The following is a 25,202-nucleotide window of genomic DNA, read 5'->3' as shown; positions in this document are numbered from 1 at the left end:
AGTTAACAAATAATATTAACAAGATACTATAATAAATTTTATGCACGGCTGATTGCCATACAACTATTGACCAGATCGCAGTATGGTGAGAGTTATTCTCCCGTAGAGAATTATAAAGCCGTTAACCATGCTCTTATATCGCTTCACATAATCCGCCGCTATTCCGAGTATATGCTCTCCCTCTCATTAGAGACACAGAGGCTTCAGCCGTAATGATCTTACGTATTTCTTTTCGGGGATGGGTTATCTTATCGAGTATCGCGTTCTGCATCGCCGTTTGGTGGTGGCTGCTGAGCGCCTTTTTCACCCATATGGCGGATAAGCGATGTCACGCGAAACACCCGTCGGCGCCGGAAATCTGCCGGCAGGTGCATGGCAAGGATAAATAGCCGGTCAAAACGCACATCACGTACCGGAACGCTGGCGATTGACATATCTCATTTATTTATCTTATAAATAGTATAATAAGGGAGAGTCATCATGTATCGAAAGAACCGGTTCACTGCTGCTGTCATTTTTCTGTTGGCGGGCCTGTGCCTGTCGATCGGGCTGACCTCGACACGCGCTTTTGCCGGTCAGGCCCTGCTGAGTGAAAACGACGGCCTGTACCCGCGCATCGTCGCGCTCAGCCACAATGCCGACAACTCGAAGAATGGCGCCATCATCGCCAGCGTCACCAGCTTTACCGGCGGCGGCCACGAAGACATATTCGTCAGCCATGACCACGGCCTGAGCTTCACCCTCGCGGGCCAGGTGACCGACACAAACTTCAACAAGGGCCTGTGCTGCGGCGGACTGTATGAACTGCCGGTCGCTATCGGCGCCATGCCGGCGGGCACCCTGCTCTGGGCCGGTTCGGTCGGCGGCGATACAGCAGCAGAACCGATGCAACTCCGGATATTCAAGAGCACCGACCAGGGCGCGCACTGGGCCTATCTCTCCAACTGCGCCACCGGTTCAAAACCGCGCAACGGCGGGGGCCTGTGGGAACCGGAATTCACCATCGGCCAGGACGGCAAACTGATCTGCTTCTATTCCGACGAAACTGAAACCGGCCATTCGCAGGTGCTCAAACTGACGCAATCCAGTGATGGCGTGACCTGGAGCACGCCGATCGAGATCGTCGCCAGCAACACCCAAGCCGATCGCCCCGGCATGGCCAATGTGGTCAGATTGCCGGACAGCAGCTACCTGATGAGCTTTGAAATGTGCGGCCCGCTCAACTGCGCCGCCTTCCTGAAAACCTCGCCCGATGGCGTGAACTGGGGCGATCCGGCCAGCCACGGAGCCGCGATCGCCACGGACAATGGCGCGACCTTCTGGCATACCCCAACCCTGGCCTGGGCGCCGGTCGCGGGTTCGGCCACGGGGCAACTGGTCCTTCAAGGCCAGATCTTCGTGAAAAACGGCGCGCCGATAACCGGAAACGGCAAGACCCTTCTGCTCAATGCGGCGGGTGACGGCACCGGCCCCTGGGTCGCTTTCGATGCCGCCACGGCCATCACCATGCCGGCGGGCACCGCGGGCAATTTCTGCCAGAACTATTCCTCGCCGTTGCTGGCTTTGGACGGCGGCAAAAAACTGCTGCAACTGGCGTCCGATTTTGTCAGTGGCAATACCTGCAAGACCTATTTCAAGGTCGCGCCACTTGGCGGTGTCAAGGCCTCGGCCACCACCTTGTCGGTCGCCAAGGGCGCATCGGCGACCGGCACGGTCAGCCTGCGCAGTTCAGCCAATCAGGCCGGCGTCTACAATCTGAGCGTCGATATCCCCGGCCTTCCGGCGGAGGTCACCCTGTCCGATGCCTCTGTCACGCTGTCCGCCATCACCGACACCACCGTGCAGGTCACGGTCAAGCCGACCACCCTGGCCGCCACCAATAGCCGTGTCCTTTTCGCCGGCCTGTTCGGCGTGGCGCTTCTGGGCCTGATCGGCATCCGGCACAAGAATGGACGCGTTTATCCGCTCCTGGCCCTGCTCGCCCTGCCACTGATCCTGACGGGTTGCGGTGGGGGCGGCGGTTCTTCCGGCGGCGGTGGCGGCACGACGCCCACCCCGGTCTCAACCACCTATAGCGGCACCCTGACCGCCACCAGCGCCGCCGATCCGACGGTTACCACATCTGCGCCTTTTACGGTCACAATCACCAAAACCAGCTAAGAGACTGTTTGCAAATGCGTTATGCTGGCCTGCAACGTGCTCTTTTCAGCGCTTCCGGTGCTCACATACTTAAATACGCTGCGCTCCGGTTCTCGAAATCAGCCCGTTTCGGCTCAGCCTGACGCATTTTCAAAACAGTCTCTAACACACCTGATCTTCGCCCGAAAAAGCGCTTCATCCGAAAAAGCCCCGGCAGATGAATCTGCCGGGGCTTTTTCGCGGAACAAACAAAATATTAATAATATAAATGAGATGCTTGACTTTTCATTTGCGACTCGGACCAATGACGCATCTGCCTTGTTCCGCTTTTCCGGTATAAATCCCACGCCATGCACGTTGAAAAAGAGTCCGCTACCAGCCTGTCGCTCGGCCGCAACCTGACAGTCGGCCTGCTGGATCACCTTGGCAAGGCCATCGTCACCGGTTTTTACGACAACAAGATTTTCCCGACCGAAGCCGCCCTCGCCGACCAGTACAAGGTCAGCCGCTCGGTGACGCGCGAAGCGGTCAAGATGCTGACGGCCAAGGGCCTGCTGACTGCCCGCCCCCGCCAGGGCACGGTAATACAGCCCACCCTGTATTGGAACCTGCTCGACAAGGATGTGCTGCGCTGGCTGCTGGAGCGCAAATTTTCATTGCAATTGTTGCGTCAGTTCACCGAACTGCGCGTCTCCATCGAACCCAAGGGCGCCGAACTGGCCGCCCGTAACGCCACCTATGAAGACCTCCAGCGCATGAAGGCGGCGTTCCAGCGCATGGCTGAGGCCGAACATGGTCACGGCGACCCGACCCAGGCCGACATCGATTTCCACATCTCGATCCTGCTGGCTTCCGGCAATCCGTTCTATTATCAGTTTCAGGAACTGATCCGCACGGCGCTCCAGACCTCGATCAAGTTCACCACCCGCATCAACAAGGTGACGCCGAACCTGGAAGCCCACGAAAACATCATGAAGGCGATCTTCGACCGTGACCCGCAACGGGCCTATGCGGCGATGTTCCTGATCGTCAATGACGTGCTCGATGTTATCCATGCCCAGGAAGAAGTGAACCGGCTGGGCGGCCAATAAAAAAACGTGCCGGCCAACCCAAGCAGGGAGTGGCGACCGGCACGTCAGGAGGAAAGGTTTTCGTTAGGGAACTTTGGGCTTCCTCCCCGCAAAGGCGGCATCACGACCGGGAGATCTTTTGATGCCAGTCGGCGCGGACCCAAAGGGAAAGCAGGCCCGCGCCCGGTAGTCGGCTAGTACTTCGCGCGCAACGTAATACCGTAGAACTTGTCGTCGAAGCGGATGTCGTGTGGGAAGATCGGCGTATCGAAGTAGCTGTAGTACTTGCCACCGTTGACATTCACGCCATCGACGCTGACGGTGAAGTGCTCGTTGATGTCATAGCCGATCGAGAAGTCGAGACGGCCATTCGGACGGACATAGTTGAACTGCGCCCCATCAAAGCCCGGCGTGACCAGCTTGGCACCGAAGAAGCCATCGGTATATTCGCTGCGCCAGTTATAAACGACACGGGCAGTAATACCGTATTTTTCATACAACAGACCCACATTATAGGCGGTTTTTGAAACGCCCAGTATCTGCTCACCATAGAGATCACTGTTCGGATCGGTTACTTCCGATGGCGCATAGGTGTAGTTAGCCATCAGGCCCAGACCGTTCCAGCCTTCTGGCAGGAAGTCAAAAAAGACCTGCCCCGCTACTTCAAAACCATGCAGCTTGGACGAACCCAGGTTCAGCGGTTGGGTGACGATATAGTCAATACCGCCGATATTCTGTCGCGTCGTGCCGGTCGCGACACGATCGACGATTTCACGATCATACAGGGCCAGGGACACGTAGTTGCTGCGGCCCCAGTAATATTCCGCTGTCAGGTCGTAGTTGTCGGACTTTTCCGGACGCAGGTCCGGATTGCCGCCACCGGCGCTGGGCAGGATATTGGCATTGAGCGGAACCGAATAGGTGATTCCGGGGTTTAAGTCGCCGAAGAACGGACGCGCGATGGTCTTCGCATAGGTGGCGCGGAATTGAAGGTGGTCAGTGGCTCGCAGGCGGGCGCTGAAGTTCGGCAGGAAGTCGCGATCCCTGGTGCTGCGTGTCTGCGGATTGGGCCGGCTGACCGGATTGCCGGTGATCGGATCGATTTCAGTAATTGTACCCGTACCGCTCAACTCGCGGTCCGTCGAGGTCTGGCGGCCGCCGATCAAACCGTCGAGCGACATACCATTGGCGAAATCAAAACCGTATTTGAGCTGGGCATAGAAGGCCCAGGTGGTTTCATTGGCATTATAGGTACGCGTCGGATCCCAGGCCGGATCACCCGCTGCCTGGCCATAGAGGGCACGCAGTTCGTCGGTGTGGTCGCGCAGATAGTCGGCATCCGGCGTATACCACTTCGCGCCGTTATTGATGACCGGGATGCTATCAGGCGATTCGACCAGGAAACCGTCAGGCAGAACATCGCTGACCAAGGTTTGACGATTGCCGCCGGGCGCGCCAGGATTAGCCGTAACCGCCTGGAACAGCGCGCTGCGGTCAGCGTAACGATAACCGAACTGGAGTTGCTTGATAAAGCCCGATGAGAAATCGTAACTACCATCGATACGTGTCTGGAACATATCCGAATAGGATTTGTTGTAATCCTGGAACAGGCCGTTGGCCAATAGGAAGCCCGATGGATCGCTGAGTGGATCACCCGTCATGACTGTGGTGCCGTGATGATCGTCATTGACCGTGATGTTGACGGTCGGGATCGTCTTGCCGATATCGACAATGGTGTTGCGATTGGCATTATAGGAGCGGATGTAGGACAGATCCCAGTTCAGGCTAAAGGCGCCGGAATGCCATTTGGCGCCGCCGCCGTAGATATACTGGTCGGTCTTGCCCGTTTTGGCTTGGGTCGAGGTCAGACCGGCAACATTGTTGAAGGTGGCCTTGTTGCCCATACAGTTATGGACGACGGTGCCGTTGGCGTCATAGAAACCGGCCCCATTGACGGGAATATCGAAGCATTCATCCGAGTTCTCGACATTGGTGATGCTCTGTGCGCCGAAGATATCGGAGAAGATGAAAAAAGTGCCGAAAGTCGATTTCCAGCCGGCATATTGCGCATCGGCATAGAGTTCGAGATTGTCATTTGGCTTCCACTGGAAGACACCCAGGATTTGCGGGCGTTCGGTCGTGCCGGTATCGGTCAGGCCGCCGACGCAGGTCGGCAAGACGCCGCCAGCGCCGCCAGCCGGACCACGATCGCCGGAGCGGGGGTCGCAGTTGAACGAGATCGGGCGCGAGAATTCCTGTTTCGAATAGGAGGCGTCGAGCAGCAGGCCCATCTCGCCATGATTGGTGTCGAAACGATCCGACACCAGGATACTGGCGACAGCATTGCTTTTCTCGGTGATCTGTCCGTAATTATAACGGACATTGCCAGCGAAGGTCAGGCCCTTCTTGAAGTTGAACGGCTTCTGGCGCTTGATGTTGATAACGCCTGCCACGCCGCCCTCAATCAGGTCGGCAGAGTTCGACTTGTAGACATCGACGCCCGAAACCGATTCCGCCGGCAGGTCCTGGAAGGCGAAGCCGCGGCCGACGCCGGTGAAGATTTCACGGCCGTCGAGCGTGGTCTCGATATCGCCGAGGCCGCGGATGATGACGCCCTGGATTTCGTTGTTGTAGCCGTTCGAAGTCTGGACGCCTGGTACGCGCTGGAGCGCAGCGGCCACCGAGTTATCCGGGAACTTGCCGATGTCGTCGGCGACAATAGAATCGACAACATTGTCGGACCGGCGCTTGATGTTTGCGGCTTTTTGCAGGCTGTTGCGCTGGCCGATAACGACAACCGTCTGGGTGTCATCGGCCGGAACGGCGGCGGAATCCGGCGTTGCCTCCTGCGCGAATACCGGCGCAGCGGTTATCATCAGCGCAACGGCGGATGCCGTGCAGAGGATGAGATGCTTCGTGGACTTTTTCATGGGATAACCCCTCTCCTGTTTCTGTTCTTTTTTCGTTGTTCGATCGCAGGCGCGAGACTTGCCCGCCGCCTTCGATATCTTATTTATATGATAAATAAGATATCGCCAATAGATAATTATCATACTTATTGAGCAATCATCTCAAAAGTGATAAAAAAGTCGCAGAGGAGGCCAGCGCCTCCCCGCGCTTTAACGCTGCTTTTTGAAGGCTTTTTCGGCCTCGGCTGTCATGGCCTTGATCTGGTCGGTTTCAGCGGCGCGATAGGGCGTGCCATCAACATAAAAGATATCATGGAACCACAGGGTCGGCGGATTGTGGGTATAGGGCCGCTGCCACGAATCCCACGGCATGTTGGTCTGGCTCTTGCCGGCCACGAAGCCCCAGTTGATGACGCCGACATCGTATTTGCGGGCGATCGGCAATGCAGAATCAAAGGTAGAGCCGTTACCGCGCGCCATGTATTCGGTCAGGATCATCGGCCGTCCGTAAGGTTGCAGCGACTTGATGCGCGCTTCCAGCATCTCAGGCCAGTCGTAATTGTGGAAGGTGATCACATCCGATTCATCGACCTGAATCTGCTCGACCGCGTTCAGCTTGCCGGCGGGCGACCAATCGTCATTGTGCCATAACCCGGCGGTCAGGGGCTGGATCGGGTCCTGGCTGCGCGTCCAGGCAAAGACCTGCGGCAGCAGCCTGGCGACCTGGGCGATCTTTACCGGCTCATCGAGTTGTTTGTAATTGCCGCCGCCCTGATTATCCGGCTCGTTCCACACGTCCCAGGCCAGGATACGCCTGTCCTTGCCAAAGGCCCCAACGATGCCTTTCACATAGGCCTCGTATTTCGGCCAGCCGGCCTCGTCCATCAGCCCGGCCGAACCGGGCGACTGCACCCAACCGGAATTATGCGTGCCGGGGATCGGCGGATGCTGCTTGCCCAGCTTCGGATTGGGGTCCCAGCACGAATCGAACAGCACGAACATCGGCTTGATGTGATGCCTGTCGGCAATCTCCAGGAAAGTGCTGATGCGCTTTTTGAACCCCTCAGGGTCTTGCGCCCATAGCTGATCATGCAGGAAAACCCGCATGGTGTTCATGCCCAGCCCCTCCGCATAGCCCAGTTCGCGGTCAATCTCGACCGGGTTGAAGGTATCCGCCTGCCACATCTCGAACTGGTTGATGGCGTCGGCCGGCATGAAGTTGCTGCCGACCAGCCAGCGCTGCTGACCATACCAGGCGTGAGCTTCTTCCGCAGTCCAGCGCTGGGTTTTCGCCTGCGCGGGTGAAAATGCCTGAGTCGATAAGGCTAACGCCATGCTGCCCGCCACTAAAAAATACCTGATCGGTTTCATTACTTTGTTTTCCCGCTCTTTGCAGTGAATTCCGCTTCCGCCTTGGCCGTGAGTGCGCGAATCTGGTCGGTTTCGGCCTTGCGGTAAGGCTTGCCATCGGCATAGAAGATATCGTGGAACCACAGGGTCGGCGGATTGGCGGTATAGGGCCGCTGCCACGAATCCCACGGCATATTGGTCTGCGTTTTGCCGAGCACGAAGCCCCAGTTGATCATCGCCACCTTGTATTTGACGCCGAGCGGCAGCGAACTGTCGAAGGTTGAGCCATTACCGCGCGCCATGTACTCGGTCAGGATCAGCGGCCGGCCATAGGGCTGGAGCATTCTGATGCGTTTTTCCAGGCCTTCCGGCCACTCGTAGCTATGAAAGCTGATGATGTCGGAATTATCGAGCTGAATGGCTTCGGTGGCTGAGCGCTTGCCCGTCGGCGACCAGTCATTGGCGGTCAGCCACACGCCGGAGGTCAGGGGCTGGATCGGGTTTTGCTCGCGCGCCCAGGCAAAGACCTGCGGCAGCAGGCGATCGACATTGGCGACCTTGGTGTCCTGGTCCGAACGGCCGCCGTCCTTGGCCTGAATGGCGCCGTCGTGCGTCCAGTCCGAGGTCTGACCGTCGCGGTTATCCGGCTCGTTCCACAGATCCCAGGCCAGGATGCGGTCATCCTTACTGAAAGCGCCGACAATGCCCTCGACATAGGCTTTGAGATTGGCGGTATTGTCCTCGCGCAGACCGATAGCGCCGGGGCTTTGCACCCAGCTGGAGTTGTGCACGCCGGGAATCGGCGCCGGCTGCGTGCCGAGGCGCGGATACGGATCCCAGCACGAATCGAACAAAACCAGCATCGGCTTGATGTGGTGTTTGGCGGCGATATCAAGGAAGGTATTGATGCGCGCCTTGAAGCCTTCCGGGTCTTGTTGCCACAACTGATCATGCAGGAAGACGCGCATGGTGTTCATGCCGATGCCCTCGGCATAGCCCAGTTCGCGGTCAATCTCGGCCGGGTTGAAGGTGTCGGCCTGCCACATCTCAAGCTGGTTAATGGCGCTCGAATTGATATAGTTGGACCCGACCAGCCAGCGTTGCTGACCATACCAGGCATTGGCCTTTTCCGGCGACCAGCGGGCGGTTTCCGCATGCGCCGCCGGGGTCAGAATTGCCAGGGCCAGACCGGTGGCGATAAAGAATTTCATGGGTTTCATGGGTAGCCCTTATTGCGCGCTGAAACGGTAGATCAGCGTGTTGGAATAGGTTTCGCCGGGATGCAGCAGGGCCGAGCCGAAGGCCGGCTGATTGGGCGTATCGGGGAAGATCTGCGGCTCCAGAACGAAAGCATCGCCCTCGCGGTAGATGCCGCCGGACTTGCCTGATGAGGTGCCGTCGAGGAAATTGCCGGAATAGAACTGGATGCCCGGTTGGTCGGACAGCAGCTCCAGCTTGCGGCCGGAGACATCATCCTCAACCACGGCCATCAGACGCGGCTGGGCCGTCTTTTCACGGCTGGCGATCCAGTTGTGATCGTAGCCGCGGCCATAGACCAGTTGCTGCTCCGAGGCATCGCGCACGCGAGCGCCGATGGCAGTGGGCTTGCGGAAATCGAAAACCGTGCCCGCGACCTTGCGCACCTCGCCGGTCGGAATTGCGCCGGAATCGGTCGGCAAATAGCTGTCGGCCAGCAGGGTCAGTTTCGAATCGTTGACGCTGTGCGCCGAGCCTTCGCCGTTGAGGTTCCAGTAGGCGTGGTTGGTGATGTTGACGATGGTCGTCTTCGTTGTGGCGGCCATGTATTTGATCGTCAGTTCGTTGGCTTCATTTAACGCATAGGTCGCATGGACCGTCATCTGGCCGGGATAGCCCATGTCGCCGTCCGGACTGACATATTCCAGCTCGACCGAGGCGCTGTCGCCGTCCGCGATTTTCACCACTTTCCAGTTGACCTTATCGAAGCCCCTGGTGCCGCCGTGCAGCGAATTGACGCCGTTATTGACCGGCGCCTGGTAGGATTTGCCGTCGATACTGTACTGGCCCTTGTTGATGCGGTTGGCGAAGCGCCCGACCGTGGCGCCGAAATACTGCGGGTTCGAGACGTAATGATCCAGATCCGCATAGCCCAGCGTGATATCGGCCGGCTTACCATTGCGATCGGGCGTTATCAGCGCCTGGAGGCTGGCGCCATAGGTGATGACCGTGGCTGACATGCCCTTGTGATTGCTGAGCGTAATCGCCTCGACGGTTTGCCCATCCGCCAGCTTGCCGAAATCGGTGCGTTTGGCGTCGGCGGCCTGCGCCTGGCCGGCAAAGACCAGGGCCGTCGAAAGCAAAGCCGCCAGCGCCACGCCGGTCAGCACGTGAAATTTTGTCATATCATCCTCACCTGATTATATCTTTGAAATCATGTTTATCTGATTTATAAGATAATTAAAAGCGGGAATTTGCTTTGTATGAATAAGCGATTGAACCGGCGTGATAAATAATCAGGAGAGGTTGGTCAGCATATCGTTGATCCGGGTTTCGGCGTCTTTCAGGGCCTGATCAACCGGTTTCGCGCCGGTAATCGCCGCCGCCAGTTCCTCGCTCAGCATATCCTGAATGGCGAATTGCCGCTGGACATCGATCGGCAACCCCTGACCATAGTTGGTGATGTCCATCAGATCGCGGCGATGCGGCTGAGCCTGATAGGCCGGATCGTTAACCACCGCTTTCATCGAAGACAGATGGCCGGAGCGCGTCCAGTCGGCTTCGTGGACGCTGAGGAATTTCAGCAGCCGCATCACCGCTTTTGTCTGTGCCGGGGTGCGATCCCTGACCGGCATCACCCAGGCGTGTCCATCAACAAACGCCGCCGGCCGCTCACCAAACAGCACCGGATAGGGTACGACCGTATAGCCCGTATAGAGCGGTCGACCCGGCGTGGCCGCCTCGGCATCGAAGGCGCCGATCATCCAGGTGCCGACAATGTAGACACCGCCCTGACCGTTGACGAAGGCGGCGGTCGCGGTTCCGTAGTCCTGATCGCGCGTCGTCATGCGCTCGTCATAGATCTGCTTGAACAGCCCGACGATTTCACGGGCGCGCGGCGTATTCAGCCGGATATGGTTCGGATCGGGGAAGATGACCTCATCCTGCGCCAGCAGGTAGATATAGAGATTGCGCGCATAGGCCGCCTTCTCATTGACCATCGACTGCACGAAATACGGCTTGCCCGTGCGCTGGCGGAACTGCCGCGCCTGCACCAGCAGTTCGGCGGCATTACGCGGCAGGACGGGTTTGCCATTCTTTACCAGCCCGGCCTTGGCGAACAGATTCATATTGATATGGAAAAGCTGGGTCCAGGTGTCGAACGGCAGGCCGTAAATGTCGCCGTCCATACTGACCGCCCGGCGCGCCACCGGCGTGAACTGGTCCGGCGTAATCCCCTGCTCTTTCAGGCTTTCAGACAGCGGCATCAGCAGATGATGACTCTTGTAATCGGGGATCACCGCCATGTGCATGGTGACAAGATCCGGCGCGTCATCGGCGGCATATTCCGCCGAAAGCTGGTCATAGCCCGGCCAGGCCACGGTAATGATCTTCAGATGGATATCGGGATTTTCGGCCTCGAAGCGATCCAGCAGGCCGGTGATGATCTCGCATTCGCCATTGGGATTGGCGGTCGGCGCCTTGCCTTTCGGCACATGGGCGCGGCAGTCGCCAAAGATGCGCTGCACGGTGATTGTGGGGCGCGTATCGGTTTTTTCGCAAGACCCCAGAGTCAGCGCCATCAGCAGGAACAGAAACCGTTTCATAGCTTCACCATGCCGGTGATGGCCGAAACGATATGCTTCTGGAAGGCGATATAGATGATCAGCACCGGCAATCCCGCGAGCACCGCCTCCGCCATCAGCACCCCCATTCCGGTCACTTCGGCATAATTGGTCTGCGCCGCCGCCATGCCTTCGGTCAGCGTGAACATGTCCGGTCGGGTGGCGGAGATCAGCGGCCACCAGTAATCATTCCACGACAGCAGAAACGTATAGATGCCGAGGCTGGCCTGCGCCGGCAAGGTCTGCGGCAACAGGATTTTCCAGAAGACCATCAACGGCGACGCCCGGTCGAGCCTGGCCGCGTCCTCCATGCCCTTCGGAATCGCCCGGAAGGTCTCGGTCATCAGGAAGACGCCCAGCGGCGCCGAAAGTCCCGGCAGGATCAGCGCCAGATAGGTGTTGTGCCAGTGCAGGGTGCTGAAAATGTGATGCCGCGTCAGGATAACCGACTGATCGGGGATCGCCAGCCCCATCAGCACGAACACATAAAGCCAGTTCCGGAAAGGAAAATGCAGCCGTCCGAAGGCGTAGCCGGCCAGCGACGACAGGACCAGCACACCCGCTACCGAAAAGCCGGAAACGATCATCGAGTTGAAGAACCAGCGGAACAGGGTCTGGTTTTTCAGCAGCTCGCCATAATTGCCCAAGGTATAGGGGCCGAAAAGGCTCAAGGGCGCCTGCCGCATCAGATCGATATTGCTGCGCAGACTGAGAAACACCGTCCAAACCAGCGGCAGCAGGATCAGCACCAGCATGACGGCGCAAAAAGCGTATCTCAGCCATTGCCACACCTCGCGGCCGCGCGCCTGGCTCATGCCCGCCCCCTTATCAACCAACGTCCGGCTTGCGGCACCAGTGACACCACCAGGATCAGCGCGAACAGCATCTGTGAGGCGGCCGCGGCATAGCCAATATCCCAGTGATTGAAGCCAGTCTCATAAATATAAAGCACCAGCGGCCGCGACGCGCCGTTCGGACCGCCCTGAGTCAGCAACTGCGGCTGGCCGAACACCTGAAACTGCAAGGCGCATTCATAGGCCGCGACCAGTATCACCGCCGGCATGACCGCCGGCAGGGTGATGCGTCGGAAGATTGACCAGGGCGTGGCGCGATCGAGCGCCGCCGCCTCATAGACCGAACGCGGCGCCTGCTGGAGCGCAGACAGGAACAGGATCATCGGCAGGCCGAGGCTCCACCAGACGGTAATGATGGCCAGGCTCGGCAGGACCAGTTTCGGGTCATTGAGGAAGGCTACCGGCGTCTGGCCAATCAGGCGGCTGAAATGGCTGATCAGGCCACCATCCGGCACCAGTATCTGCCGCCAGATGATCGTCAGCACAGTCACCGACAGGACCGACGAGGCGAAGACGACGCTGCGCATGAAACCGGCGAAACGCGTCCCCCTGTTGAGCGCCAGGGCCAGACCCAGCGCCAGGACAATCAGCAGCGGTACGGTCAGCACCACGAACAGGAGGCTGTTACCCAGCGCCTGGATGAAGGTCCGGTCACGGAACAGCCGGGCATAGTTCTCAAAGCCGATGAAGTGCTCGCCACCGAACAGATTGGCGCGGTAAAGACTGAGGCGGATACCGGCGAGCAGCGGATAGACAAGCAGCCATAGATAAACGGCCAAAAACGGCAAGGCGAACAGGAGGTTTCCCCAGCCCTTTGGCGCACCGCGCGTCGTCATCACGCCGGCTCCGGCGCGTGGTAGGCCGCACCCGCCGCATCGAACAGATGCGCCTGCGCGCCATTGAGGGTCACGCCAACCGCATCCCCGGCCTGAAGCGCACTGACGCCGGCCTGGGCCGCCACCACTTCGCTGCCGTCCCCCAGCCGCACATGGACCCAGGATTGCTCACCCAGCCGTTCGACAAAATCAACGACGCCGGAAAGGCCGCCGTCCGGCGCGGTCAGCATCACATGTTCGGCCCGCAAGCCGATTCGCCACAAGCCTTCGGATAGATTCGCCGTCGGCACTGCCGTCTTCACCACCGCGCCACCGGCCAGCGTCATTTCCGCCAGACCATCGCTGCCATTGCGCAACTGTCCGGCCAGCACGTTCATCGGCGTGGCGCCGACAAACTGCGCCACGAACAAGTTCGCCGGCCGCATGAAGATTTCCAGCGGCGTGCCGATCTGCTGGACGACATGATCGTGCATGACCATGATCCGCGACGCCAGGGTCATGGCCTCGACCTGATCGTGGGTCACCATCACCACCGTGGCCGACAGGCTGCGGCTCAGTTGCGCCAGTTCGCGGCGGGTCCGCAAACGCAGCGCCGGATCAAGGCTCGACAGGGGTTCGTCCATCAGCAGCAGATCGGGTTTCTTGACCAGCGCCCGCCCCAGCGCCACGCGCTGTTGCTGGCCGCCGGACAGCTTGGACGGCCGCTTGTCGAGAAAAGGCTCGATGGCCAGTATTTTGGCCGTATCGGCAATGCGGGCGGCAATCTCGACGGTCGGCACGCCCATGTTGCGCAGGCCGAAGGCGAGGTTTTCGCTGACCGTCATATGGGGATAGAGGGCGTAGTCCTGGAACACCATAGCGACGCCCCGATCGCCCGCCGCCTGATTATGGATCGCCCGGCCATTCAGCCAGATTTCACCGCCATCGACCTTTTCCAGCCCGGCGATCAGGCGCAGCAGGGTGGTCTTGCCGCAACCGGAAGGCCCAAGGATAACAAAGAATTCGCCGGTCCCGATGGTCAGCGAAAGGTTCTCGAAAACGCACAGATCATCGTAGGCTTTGACGACATGGCGAAACTCAAGCCCCTGATTATGCGCACCCATTCCGCTTTATATCCGCCCTTGTCTGTCTCGCGCCTTGAGGTGCGATTGGCATGTGCATATCGTATTTTGCCTGGCGTTAAAAGCTGGCTTTGGCCACAATAAAAGACCCCGGCGTTTGCATACCGGGGCCTTTTATATTTAGCGGGTGAAGCGGAGGCTGATATAGCCCGTGCGGCCCATCACGTCATAAATGCCGGACTGCCAGCCTTCGTCGCCGAAATAGGCGCCGCCGGCTTCCGCGCCGGGATAACGGGGCGGCTGCTTGTTGAAGACATTGGTGAAGCCCGCCCCCAGGGTCATGTTCGGCTTCAACTGATATGACATGTAGAAATCGTTATAGTCGATCGGCTTGGTCATGTAGGGCGTATAGGTGGCCTGCGTGATCGTCGTGGTCTGACGCATCCCCGAATAGTGGCGCACGGTCCATCCCAGCCACAGCTTGTCGCGGCTGTAGGTGAAGGCGGTGCGTGACTTGACTTTCGGGAAACCGAAGACGCCCAGCGTATCGGTGATCACTTCGGGATGATCGGGATCGGCGGTGTACTTGTTTTCGTACAGGCGCGTGATCATGGTGTTGATGCCCAGGCGACCGCTGTTGCTGCTGAAACCCCACGATTCCAGATCGACGAAGTAGTCCAGTTCCACATCAAGGCCGCTGGTGGTGCGCCGGGCCAGGTTGATATTCTGCTTCACCACCGAAACCAGGTTATGCGTCACCGGATCACGCACGATCATGTCGCAGTAGGAGTTGTCGAGCGTCGGCGCATCCATGCACTTGTTGATGATGGTCTGCGGTTCGATCGAGGAGATCACATTGCTCATATCGATATCGTAGTGATCGAACGTGGCGGTGAAGTTCTTCAGGAAGCGCGGTTGCAGCACCACGCCGAGGGTCAGGGTCTTGGCCGTTTCGACCTTGAGATCGGCATTGCCCTTCTTGATGACGTCCAGATACAGCCAGTAGTCGTTCTCGTTGGCCGGCATGACCGCGGCGCAATTGGCGGCGGTGTACTGGGTCTTGTCGACGCGATTCGGCAGATTCCAGTAGTTGCACGGATCGCTCAGCCACTGGCCGCTGATCGACGAGGCGGTGAAGACTTCGCTGATGTTCGGCGCGCGAACGGCCTTGCCGTAAGTGCCGCGGAAACGGATATCCCTGACCGGCGCCCATTGCAGGCCGTACTTCTCGGCGGTTGTCTTGCCGGCGGTCGAATAATCGGCGGTGCGGACGGCGGCGTCGGCCGTCAGGCGATAGGCGAACGGCAGGTCCTTCAGGATCGGCACGCTCAGTTCGGCGAACAGTTCCGAGACGTCGAAAGACCCTTTCAGCGGATTTTCGACGACGCCGTAATCGGGCACATAGGCCGGGTTGTTCGGATCGTATTCGGCACGAGCGCCGATATTATTGGCTTCACGACGGTATTCGCCGCCCAACGCCACCTGGACCTCGCCGGCCGGCAGGGTGAAGATGCCGCCGGTCGCATAACCCGACAGAACGTATTGCTCAAGCGAGGTCGAAGAGGCGCTTGAGTTATATTGCAGATACTTGATGACGTCCTGCGTCACCGGCTTGAACGGATTGAGCGGCACGCAGTTCGGATCGTCGTTCGAGGTGTCGGCGTCGGAATTGACCCAGCAGATCGGCGTGCCGCCCGGACCGGCCACGGCGTCGAGCGCACGGAGATAACGGTCATTGGAAGTGCTGTTGAAATCCTGGATCGTTTCGGTGGTCTTGCCATACGAGAAGTAGGTCGACCAGGCCCAGTCATGCTCGCGGAACAGGGCCGGCAGTTCGCCCTCGAAGCCCGTCACCATCTGGTACATGTCGCGCTTGTAGTCCGAGCGCGACTTGCCGAATTCCGGATACTGGCGCACGAAGGTCAGGCCGGCGTCGCCGAAGGGCTTGCCGTCATTGGCCGCGATGATTTCCGGTGTAATGAAAGGATTGCCGTCCCACAGCTTGTTGCCGCCACCTTCATACCATACGCCGTATTCGCCATGCGATTTGTTGGTAGCGTAATCGACTTCGAGGAAATAGCGCACATTGTCGTTGAACTGGTAGCCGAAGGTGCCGTGTGTGATGAAGCGGTCATTGGGCACCGACAGCAGCCAGTTGTCGTAGCGGCCGCCGAATTCGGAACCACTGTTGGTCGCCAGTTGGGTAACACTGGAATTCAGGGTCAGGTCGAGCTGATTGGGCAGGATACCGGCCGAGCCGAGGACCGGGGCACGCATGGTGCCGTCATCATTGAAGACGTAGGGCTTCGACCCCAGCAGAACCACGGCGCGCTTCGAGTAGCTGAGGCTGTGCTGGTCGTCGAGAATGGTGTTCATCGTCTGGCCCGGCGGGCGGGTCCACCACGGATTGCCATAGGCAGTCGACGGGCGATCCTGGCCACCAACGACGCCGTTGGACTGGCCGTAGTAGCCATACAGGGTGACATTGGCCTTGCCGCCGGCGAAATTCCTGCCCCACAGGATATCGGCGTCATAGCTCGGCATGTCGCCATAGGTCGAGTTGCCGTAGCGGAGGCTGGCGTCGAGGCCTTCGTAGTTCTTCTTCAGGATGAAGTTGGCCACGCCAGCCACGGCGTCGGCGCCGTACTGGGCGGAGGCGCCGCCGGTGATGACTTCAATGCGGTCAACCAGGCCCGCGGGAATAGTGCTGATATCGACGGCCGAGGTGCCAGGAGCGCCGGGCACATGGCGGCGGCCATTAACCAGAACGAGGGTCCGCTTGGTGCCGAGGCCGCGCAGGTCAAGCGCGTTCAGGCCGGGGTGGCTTTGATCGAGCGAATCCTTGTCGCGGTTGGCGTTGGAGGTCTGGTCGCTCTGGCTGATAACGAGCGCCGGCATCTGGTTGACGAGATCAGCGATCTGGCGCGTGCCGGTCTTGCGAATGGTTTCAGCATTGATGACCGTGGTCGGGGTGGCGCTGGCCGCCCCCTTGTGGCGGATGCGCGTGCCGGTCACGACGATCTCGGTCGTCTCCGACGCCGCGTCATCGGCGGCCTGAGTGGCGCCTGACGTTTCCTGGGCGAAAGCACCGGCGGCAAAGGCCGCCATGCTCAGGACCAGGATCGAGCCACAGGTGAGTGAGCCGCGAAGCGACGAATGTTTCATAACCTGACCCTTTTTAAGTTTATAGGGCCGACGCTATAATAATCTAAGTATATTTACTACTGTATACGATAGGTCCGGGTAAAAAGTCTGAAACATTGTCACCTTATGGACACAATCTTCTAAATGAACGAAGGGGGAGGATGTTAGCTCCCTCCCCCTCCTCGCCTTTTAGGCTTGATTTTTGACCCACACCTGGGATTGCAGCCCCTTGAAATGCCGGCGCGGCCCCACCTCGGCTAGGGCCGCCTGTTCGGTTCCCGGCGCGTAATCGACATCACCGGCGCCAATCTCTTCCGGACCACCGATACGATTCATGCGGGCATAGTTGGGCACGGCCAGCATGGCAGAACCATCGGCCCACTTGCCGCTCAGCGCCATGACGCCGCCCAGCAGATCCGGCTTCCATTCCGCTTTCAGAGCGGCCTTGCCGAGTGGCTGGGTGATGCTTTTCTGGTCGGCCAGTTCGACATTATAGACCAGCGGGCCATAGCCCAGCGCCACCAGGCCGCGATCGGCCTCGATCTTCGGATCGGCATAGATGCGCTGCGGCGCCATTGGCAGTTCCAGTTCGATGGTGTCGCCGGCCTGCCATTGGCGCTCGACGACGGCATAGCCATTGACGATCTTCGGTGTCATCGCCTTGCCATTGACCTTGAACAGCTTGACGCCATTGACCACCGGCACGGTGGTATAGAGTTCGCTGGTGGTACGGTCCGGGATACGGACATGCAGGGCGAAAGTCTTCGTTTCTTTCGGATTGACGGTGATCTTGACCTGGCCGTTCCACGGATAGTCGGTTTTCTGCACCATCTCGACATCGGTGCCGGCCACCTTCTCGACCGTGATCTTGCTGCCTACGAACATATTGACGTACAGCCCCCTGGCGTCCTTCACATAGGTCCAGGTCGGGATCATCAGCAGGGTGCGCGGGATATTGGCGACGCAGCACGGGCAGACGTGCCACAGGGTGCGCTCGGTATTCACCAGCGGATTGGTGTAGCAAAAGCTCTTGCCGTCGAGATCGATGCCGCCGAGCAGGGCGTTGTACATGGTCTGCTCGTAGAGATCGGCGTATTTGGCGTCGTGGTAGGCCAGGTTCATCTTGTACTGGAAGAAGATCAGGCCGGCGCTGGAGCACGATTCACAATAGGCGCCGTTGCGCAAGGAGTAATCCGGTCCGAAGCCTTCCGAGGTTTCGCCCGAGCCAACGCCGCCGGTGACATAGTATTTGCGGTTGACCATATTGTCCCACAGCGAGGCGACCGCGCTCTGGTAGTCGACATCGCCGGTTTCGGCGGCGATATCGGCCATGCCGGAATAGAAGTAGACGGCGCGAACGGCATGGCCGACGGCCTCGTACTGCTTGATCGGCGGCAGGTGGCTCTGGTCGTATTCCTGGCCGCCACGACGCGATTCCAGCAGGAAGCGGGCGAGCGCGATGTAGCTGTCGCCCCTGCCATTGCCCTCTTCGTCATTCACGAAGCGGCCGAAGCGGACGAGCGCCTGCTCCATCTCCTGGTGACCGTCGAACCATTCCTTCTTGCCGGGGCCAATATTGGCGACCCAGCAATCGGCCAGCTTCTTCGCGGCGTTATACAGGCGCAGATCCTGGCCATTGGTCAGGGTGTAATGGTTGATGGCGGATTCAATGAAATAGCCGGCGATATAGCCTTCGTGATCGGAACGGTGCGCCGGATCCCAGCGCTCGTCCCATGCCCCCGGCGCGGCCAGAGTCTTGGCCGTTTGCAGATAGCCGTCCGGTTCCTGCGCCGCCAGGATGATCGGAATCCAGCGCTCCAGGGTGGCGCGCATCTTGTCCTGCGCCTTGATCATTTCCGGATCGCCCTGTGGATCAACCATCAGGGCGATGCACATGGCCTCGACCGACTCGACCACCCAGGCATTGGAGAAGACATAGCCCTTGTGCGGGCCATGCGGTTCGCCGCGATTGGCCTTGCCGGTTTCGATGAAGTTGTCGAGGCCGCCATTACCGATCTTGAGGTCGGTACGTTCGCAGTAATCGATGACGTGTGGAATCCAGTTGACGATCAGGGCCTTGGCGCGGGCGTTCCACAGCGGGCTGTCGATAGTGTAATTCTTGGTATAGACGACATCAAGGCGCTGGGGCGGCGGCGCGACCTGGGCATTGAGGCGCAGACGCGAGGTCGAGACCTGCCCACCGGCATGGGCGGTGAGTTCAAGAATATAGGCGCCCGGCGCCGAGACGGTGGCCGTGGTTTCCGGCGACAGCGCGTCGGCGAAGGTGACATTGCCTGGGCCAGAGATTTTACGCCACAGGCTGCCGGTATCGCCACCGGCGGTCAGGGTGTCCGTCTTGCCCATCAGGTAGGTCTTGCCGCCCATGACGACGGTGCGATCAATACCCGCCGCCACAACCGGGGCAAAGGCCGGCACCGGACCCACGCTCCATGCCTGCCATTCCAGCACGCCGGTGGACAGCTTGCCGTCCGAGACGATTTCCAGGCGCAGCTTGTCGGTGGTCACCGGATCGAAGGTGGTGGTATTGAAACTGTCCTTCGCCACGCCAAGGCCATTGGCATTGGCTACCGGCACAAAGGCCTTGCCGTCCCAGTAGAGCACGCGGCAGGCCTGTGGCGCACCGACGCCCTGCCCGTCCACCCACCAGTAGACGGCCACCTTGTTCAGGCTGACCGGCTGGCTCCAGTCATACTGCACCCATTCGGTGCCGGTCTTCGGCCAGTTGCCGTACATGCCCTTTTCAGTGTCGGCGGAGTTGGCCGGAACCGCGCCGTCATTAATGGCGCTGACCTTGCTGTCGCCGGACTGGAAAGAGGTCGAGGGCGTGGCCACCTTCGCCAGGTTGACCGACGTTTCATCGGCGCGCGACGCAAACGCAAAGCTGCCGAGACCGGCGAAGACCGCCGCGCCGGCGGCGCAGGCGAAAACGGAGCGGCGATTGACGGCGCCACAGCCGCAGGCGGCTTCACAGAGATGGGGATTGGTTTCGGCGAGGAACTTCCTGGACATTGGCATTTCTTCTTTTTGATTGATTGCGGGTTTTATTCAGTCGCGGCGCAGACCGGCGAGGCCGGCAGTTTGGTATCCGCCGGCTCGACCAGAACCGGCTTGGGGTACAGCGCTTCCCATTCCTGGGCGGCCACGGCGGCATAGGACTTGCCATCGGTCGAGGCATCAAACACCGCCCGCAGGCAGCGCGTTTCGACTATATCGAAGCTGACGTCATTGAAGGCATCGGTCGAGGTGCCATAGGCGCTGACATTGGATACCGGCACCCATTTCTGCTCATTCCAGTATTCAAGACGCCAGGCTTTCGGGGCGGCTACCCCGACGCCGGAACCTGCCGGCTGGTCATTCCAGAACCGGATGCGCGAACCATTGAATTTCAGCTTTTGTTCCCACTGGTAGACCACCCATTGCTGCGCCGGATTGTTCGGCGACCAGGTGCCCCATGTGTCGGGCGGTAGCGGGTTTTCATGCACCTTGCCGTCATTCAGCGCCCTGATCCAGTACTGCACCGGCACCGGCGAATTGGAGGCGACGATGCGCGCCGCCGGGGCGATATTGCGCGTTGGCAAGGGCGCCGGCGCCGGCAGATGCGTCGGAATCACCTTCTCGATCAGGGCCGGCGTCACGCTGTCATCCCATTTGACCTCATCGATAGCGACGCTGCGGCGGAAGTGATCGCCGCCTTTCGCATCCGCCGTGTGATAGGCGAGATACCACTTGTCCTTATATTGCACGATGCCGCCATGCGAGGTGGTCGAGGACACCGGATCGAGCAGCACTCCCTGATAGGTCCACGGGCCGAGCGGCGACGATGCCGTGCCGTAAGCCTGACAGGCATAGTAGACCGCTTCGGTGCACTCCGAGTCCGGACCAGCCGTATTGCCGGCATACATCATATAGTATGTGCCGTTGCGCTTGAAGAACCAGGGCGCCTCGAAGAAGCCCTTGAGGCCATGGACATCGACTGGCTGGCCCTTGAAGGTCACCATGTCCTGTTCCAGCTCGACGCCTTTCAGGCGGCCGAACGTGCCCCAGTAGAAATAGACGCGGCCATCGTCATCGACCAGCACGGTCGGGTCGATGTTCTCGATCTCGTTCTTGACCGGATAGGACTGCGACACGATCGGGCCTGAGGGATGCGCATCGGTCCACGGCCCTTCCGGACTGTCGGAAACCGCCACCCCGATGGCGAACGGGTCCTTATTCTTGCTGTCCGCCTCGATGATCGGCGCGTACATGTAATAGCGCTTGTCAGGCCCCTGTACGATCTGGCCGGCATAGGCGCGCGCCGGCGTCGCCCATTTGAACACGGCTTCCGGACGAACGAAATGCGGATTATGCCGCCACACGCCGGAGGCCGGATCTTCGGTTTCCAGCATCTGCCATTCCGGCATGATGAAGTCGTTGACGCCGGGCGCGGCCGTATCGCGGCCTGTCAGGATATAGAGCTTGCCATTGGCCACCAGCGGCGCCGGATCGGTGCTATAGTCCTTGCCGTCGGCCAGGATCGGATTGCCTGGCGATTGGACGGTTTCCCACTCTTGCGCCTGCGCGCACGCCATCAGCAGCGGCAGGACGCAGATTAGCGACATAAAACCACGCCTGATTTTAAACTGGGGATTGGCAAAATTCCGGGTCATCACTGGCCTCTTTTGTCAGGTTGCGCACTTTCTTAAGTGTTATACGGTATACAATAGTCTGACAATAGCAATAGGCCTTTGCCTCCCTGAAAGATACCTCCATTCCTGAAGTTGCAGAATCACCCCTTAATCAACCCTGACACAGCTTGCCGGACACCAGAATGAATGCCTGACAAGCCGGTAAAGCTTAAATTATATAACTTTCCTCCCTTTCTCCATCGCAAGGTCCGCCATGACAATTGTGGTTCAAACCCTCTCCGAACAGATTTTCTCCCTGGTCCGCGATCGCATCATTTCCGGCAGGATCCCGGCAGACGCCGCCATCCGTCAGGACGCCCTGGCCGCCGAACTGGGCGTCAGCAAGATTCCGCTGCGCGAAGCCCTGGCCCGCCTAGAACAGGAAGGCTTGCTGCTGTCACACGCCAATCGCGGTTACTTTGTTCGTCCGCTCAATGTTGATGAAGTCGAAGAGATCTACGCCCTGCGCCTCAAACTGGAACCCGACGCCGTTGGCGAGGCTGCGAAAATGGCAACCGACGCCGACCGCAAGGCCGCCCGCGCCGCGCTCGATGCGCTCGATGTCGCCGCCAATACCGATAAAACCCAGGTCGGCAAGCTCAACCGCGCCTTCCACATGTCGCTGGTCCGCCCGCTGCATCGTCAGGTCACGCTCCAGATCATTGAACGGCTGAACATTATCTGTGAACGCTATGTCGGCAAGCATCTGGAGCCGGCGGGCCGCGACGATCGCGCCCATAATGAGCACTCCGCCCTGCTGGACCTGTGGTCGGCCGGCAGGTCGGATGAGGTGTCCGCCCTAATGCGGCAGCATATCGCCATAACGCTGGAAGACCTGCGCAAGCAGTTTGAAATGGAAAAGATGGTGGCCAGCGCCTAAGCCGATCCCCAAAATTCGCATAAAAAAACGCCTGCCGCATTGGGGGGACCGTTGCGACAGGCGTTTGAAAGTTTGTCCCGATGCACGAGGCCGGTCACGGGAGTGAGACCGGGCGGGCATCGGAAAGGGTGATCCGGAACCAGATCAGAGACGTTAAACGCGCCGCCCGAAGCCTACCGCACTAAGGCCGGAGAACCCCTGGCGATCCGGACAGATACTCAACACGTCCGTAACGAAGCGACAACGTTCATCAAGCAGCGCGCCTTTCCAGGGAGGAATGGTGGAGGCTAATTGACTGAGTAATCTAAACCATTGATCGCGCCGCGCGTCAAATATAAATTATACGATTACGAAAGCGTGATGCTTATGCCTTCTTTTTCAACGTCTTTTCAGGACGAATGATAGCGGTCCCACCGCCCGATCCGGTCAGTTTGAGGGTCAGGCTGTCGGTCGCGCTGATCTTGCGCGTGGCGCGGGTCAGGGTCGTCGGCGTGTCTCCGTCCTGCCAGACGGTCGCCTCATACCTGCCGACACCGAGGAAGTTCAGCGGCACTTCGATCGTGCGGCCCAGCTCATTGGTCATGGCGCCAACATACCAGACGTCGCCCTTGCGGCGGGCGGTGACGATATATTGGCCGATATCGCCTTGCAGCACGCGGGTCTCGTCCCAGCTCGTCGGCACGGCCTGGATGAAATCGACGCCATCCTCCCAGGCGCCATCCGCCTTCTTGTAAGCTTGCGGCGCGTCGGCCACCATGACCAGCGGACTGTCATAGACGACATACATGGCGATGGCCTGGCCGCGCGTCGTCTGGGTCAGCGGATGACCCTCGTGGATTTCAAAGGTCTGCGGCGTGCGGTTGCCGAAGCCGCCCGGCGTATAGTCGATCGGCCCCAGGATCATGCGGGTGAACGGCAGGGTGACATTGTGCGTGGCGGTGATGCGCGTCGTCCATTTGTTATATTCCGCCCCCAGCACGCCTTCCTGCGTGATATAGTTGGGATATGTGCGCAGCAGACCGGATGGCGCATAGGCGCCGTGCAGGTCGACCAGCAGGTGGTGATCGGCGGCCTTTGACAGGACGCGGTGATAATAGTCGGTGATGTCCTGGTCGGAGCGGTCCATAAAATCGACCTTGATCCCGGCCAGTCCCCACGTTTCATAAGCCGCCAGTGCGTCGTCCAGTTGCCAGTCGAGTTGCTGCCATTGCAGCCAGACCATGACGCGGACATTGCGGTCTTTCGCATAGCCGATGATGGCCGGCATATCGACGGCGGCGATCGGTTTCGTCACGTCAGCGCCCGGCTTGGACCGTGTGGAGGAACCGGCATACCAGCCCTCGTCGATCAGGATATAGTCCAGCCCCATCTCGTGGGCGAAATCGACATAGGCCTTGTAGGTTTCGGTATTGATGCCGGGATTGGCCACCGGCGCGCGGAAGCCATTCCACCAGTCCCAGGCGCTCTTGCCCGGCTTGATCCAGCTTGCGTCCTTTATCCGCGACGGCGCGCCAAGCGTGGCGATCAGGTTCGATTCGACCAGTTGGCGCGGGCTGTCGCCGACCATGATCACCCGCCACGGCGTCTTCACCTCGGCATCGCTGGCGAACTTCGCCACATAGGGCTTGATGTCGTCAGCGTCGGGGCGCGGCGGCAGGTGGATGGCCACGCCGAGTTTGTTGTCGCCGGTGCGCGAATAATAGGTCGCCGGATAGTGGTCGATATCGGATTCGGCCAGAGCGAAGGTACTTTCCCCCTCACCCGTCTTGCAGACCAATGGCGAGTCGAACAGGCTGTGGTCGCGGATCAGCGACGCCTTGACGGGATCGAATTCGCCTTCGTGGGCGTTGTGGAACTTGCCAAGGTTCAGTCCCCAGCAGTCATAGTCGGCAGCGAAGGCAAACTCGGTCTTTTCACCATAAAGGCCGTAAGCCGCGTCTTGCGCCGGGACGATATAGCGAAAGGCAACGCCTGAGTCATAGACGCGGAAAATCAGCGTCAGATTACGGCTGCCGCCGGTTTCATGAAAGGTCAGGGTCTGTTCGTTATAATGGTCAGGAGCGCTGGCGGCCTTGCCGGCCACGATCTTGTAAGTCTCGTTGACCGCGCGCGTCGTCACGGCTGGCGCATCAAAGCCTTTCGCGCCAAACCCGGCGAGATCGGTGCGCAGGCCCAGTTCCGATGGCGCGATAAAGGTCTTTCCATGAAAGCTGACGCTGTATTTTGGCAATCCAGCATCGGCCTTGTCGATGGTTACGACAACTTGTCCATCCGGGGAATTCACGGCCCAGGTTTCGGCCTGTGCCGCACCGGCCATCAGCAATAACGGAAGCAACAGCAGGGAACGGCGCATGACAAGACCTTTGGGTTGGAGAACCCCACACGGATACCGTATACGATATTGACCTGTAAAGCCGGAAGTTAGTCCTAGAGCGCAATCCGACAAAGTG

The 25,202-nt window shown here is 59.5% G+C and carries 16 protein-coding genes; 3 read left to right on the top strand and 13 right to left on the bottom strand.

Annotated elements, in window-relative coordinates; genetic code table 11:
- Positions 1 to 248: 248 nt before the first annotated feature.
- The gene (locus VL130_RS11180) at positions 249 to 434 is read right to left on the bottom strand and encodes a hypothetical protein (RefSeq protein ID WP_325362982.1); all 186 of its coding nucleotides are present in this window, start codon (positions 432 to 434) and stop codon (positions 249 to 251) included.
- Between the two features lie 46 nt (positions 435 to 480).
- On the opposite strand from VL130_RS11180, the gene VL130_RS11175 reads away from it, so the two are divergent.
- The gene (locus tag VL130_RS11175; RefSeq protein WP_325362981.1) at positions 481 to 2,160 is read left to right on the top strand and encodes a sialidase family protein; all 1,680 of its coding nucleotides are present in this window, start codon (positions 481 to 483) and stop codon (positions 2,158 to 2,160) included.
- A gap of 329 nt (positions 2,161 to 2,489) precedes the next feature.
- Positions 2,490 to 3,230 (top strand): FadR/GntR family transcriptional regulator, encoded by a 741-nt coding sequence (locus VL130_RS11170; protein ID WP_325362980.1) that lies wholly within the window; start codon positions 2,490 to 2,492, stop codon positions 3,228 to 3,230.
- 173 nt (positions 3,231 to 3,403) lie between these two features.
- Here VL130_RS11170 and VL130_RS11165 read toward each other — a convergent pair whose 3' ends face one another.
- The 11 genes from VL130_RS11165 to VL130_RS11115 form a co-directional block, all read right to left on the bottom strand.
- Positions 3,404 to 6,139 (bottom strand): TonB-dependent receptor, encoded by a 2,736-nt coding sequence (locus VL130_RS11165; RefSeq protein ID WP_325362978.1) that lies wholly within the window; start codon positions 6,137 to 6,139, stop codon positions 3,404 to 3,406.
- A gap of 189 nt (positions 6,140 to 6,328) precedes the next feature.
- Positions 6,329 to 7,453, bottom strand: coding sequence for a 1,4-beta-xylanase (locus VL130_RS11160; protein WP_325362976.1), 1,125 nt, complete (start codon positions 7,451 to 7,453; stop codon positions 6,329 to 6,331).
- A gap of 35 nt (positions 7,454 to 7,488) precedes the next feature.
- Complete coding sequence (locus VL130_RS11155) at positions 7,489 to 8,688, bottom strand: cellulase family glycosylhydrolase (protein ID WP_325362975.1); 1,200 nt, start codon at positions 8,686 to 8,688, stop codon at positions 7,489 to 7,491.
- Between the two features lie 9 nt (positions 8,689 to 8,697).
- Entirely contained in the window at positions 8,698 to 9,849 is a 1,152-nt protein-coding gene (locus tag VL130_RS11150; RefSeq protein WP_325362974.1) for an aldose epimerase family protein, read from the bottom strand.
- Between the two features lie 111 nt (positions 9,850 to 9,960).
- A complete protein-coding gene (locus VL130_RS11145; protein WP_325362973.1) occupies positions 9,961 to 11,271 on the bottom strand; it encodes an extracellular solute-binding protein in 1,311 nt (436 codons plus the stop codon).
- The gene (locus tag VL130_RS11140; protein WP_325362971.1) at positions 11,268 to 12,104 is read right to left on the bottom strand and encodes a carbohydrate ABC transporter permease; all 837 of its coding nucleotides are present in this window, start codon (positions 12,102 to 12,104) and stop codon (positions 11,268 to 11,270) included. Before VL130_RS11140 ends, VL130_RS11145 begins: the two co-directional genes overlap by 4 nt.
- Complete coding sequence (locus tag VL130_RS11135) at positions 12,101 to 12,979, bottom strand: sugar ABC transporter permease (RefSeq protein ID WP_325362970.1); 879 nt, start codon at positions 12,977 to 12,979, stop codon at positions 12,101 to 12,103. Before VL130_RS11135 ends, VL130_RS11140 begins: the two co-directional genes overlap by 4 nt.
- Entirely contained in the window at positions 12,979 to 14,082 is a 1,104-nt protein-coding gene (locus VL130_RS11130) for an ABC transporter ATP-binding protein (protein WP_325362969.1), read from the bottom strand. Before VL130_RS11130 ends, VL130_RS11135 begins: the two co-directional genes overlap by 1 nt.
- 138 nt (positions 14,083 to 14,220) lie before the next feature.
- Positions 14,221 to 17,205 (bottom strand): TonB-dependent receptor plug domain-containing protein, encoded by a 2,985-nt coding sequence (locus VL130_RS11125; protein WP_325362967.1) that lies wholly within the window; start codon positions 17,203 to 17,205, stop codon positions 14,221 to 14,223.
- A gap of 168 nt (positions 17,206 to 17,373) precedes the next feature.
- Positions 17,374 to 20,214, bottom strand: a complete 2,841-nt coding sequence (locus VL130_RS11120) for a glycoside hydrolase family 127 protein (RefSeq protein ID WP_325362966.1) — start codon at positions 20,212 to 20,214, stop codon at positions 17,374 to 17,376.
- Between the two features lie 32 nt (positions 20,215 to 20,246).
- On the bottom strand, positions 20,247 to 21,806 hold the full coding sequence (locus VL130_RS11115; RefSeq protein ID WP_325362965.1) for a family 43 glycosylhydrolase: 1,560 nt from the start codon (positions 21,804 to 21,806) through the stop codon (positions 20,247 to 20,249).
- A gap of 280 nt (positions 21,807 to 22,086) precedes the next feature.
- Here VL130_RS11115 and VL130_RS11110 point away from each other — a divergent pair, with 280 nt between their 5' ends.
- Complete coding sequence (locus VL130_RS11110) at positions 22,087 to 22,752, top strand: GntR family transcriptional regulator (RefSeq protein WP_325362964.1); 666 nt, start codon at positions 22,087 to 22,089, stop codon at positions 22,750 to 22,752.
- A 364-nt stretch (positions 22,753 to 23,116) separates the two neighbouring features.
- Here VL130_RS11110 and VL130_RS11105 read toward each other — a convergent pair whose 3' ends face one another.
- Positions 23,117 to 25,105 (bottom strand): glycoside hydrolase family 97 protein, encoded by a 1,989-nt coding sequence (locus VL130_RS11105; RefSeq protein ID WP_325362963.1) that lies wholly within the window; start codon positions 25,103 to 25,105, stop codon positions 23,117 to 23,119.
- Positions 25,106 to 25,202: the final 97 nt, after the last annotated feature.

Source organism: Asticcacaulis sp., assembly GCF_035497195.1.
Classification (GTDB): Bacteria; Pseudomonadota; Alphaproteobacteria; order Caulobacterales; family Caulobacteraceae; genus Asticcacaulis.
Note: the sequence above shows the minus strand (reverse complement) of the source record. Positions and strands in the feature narration are given on the sequence as shown.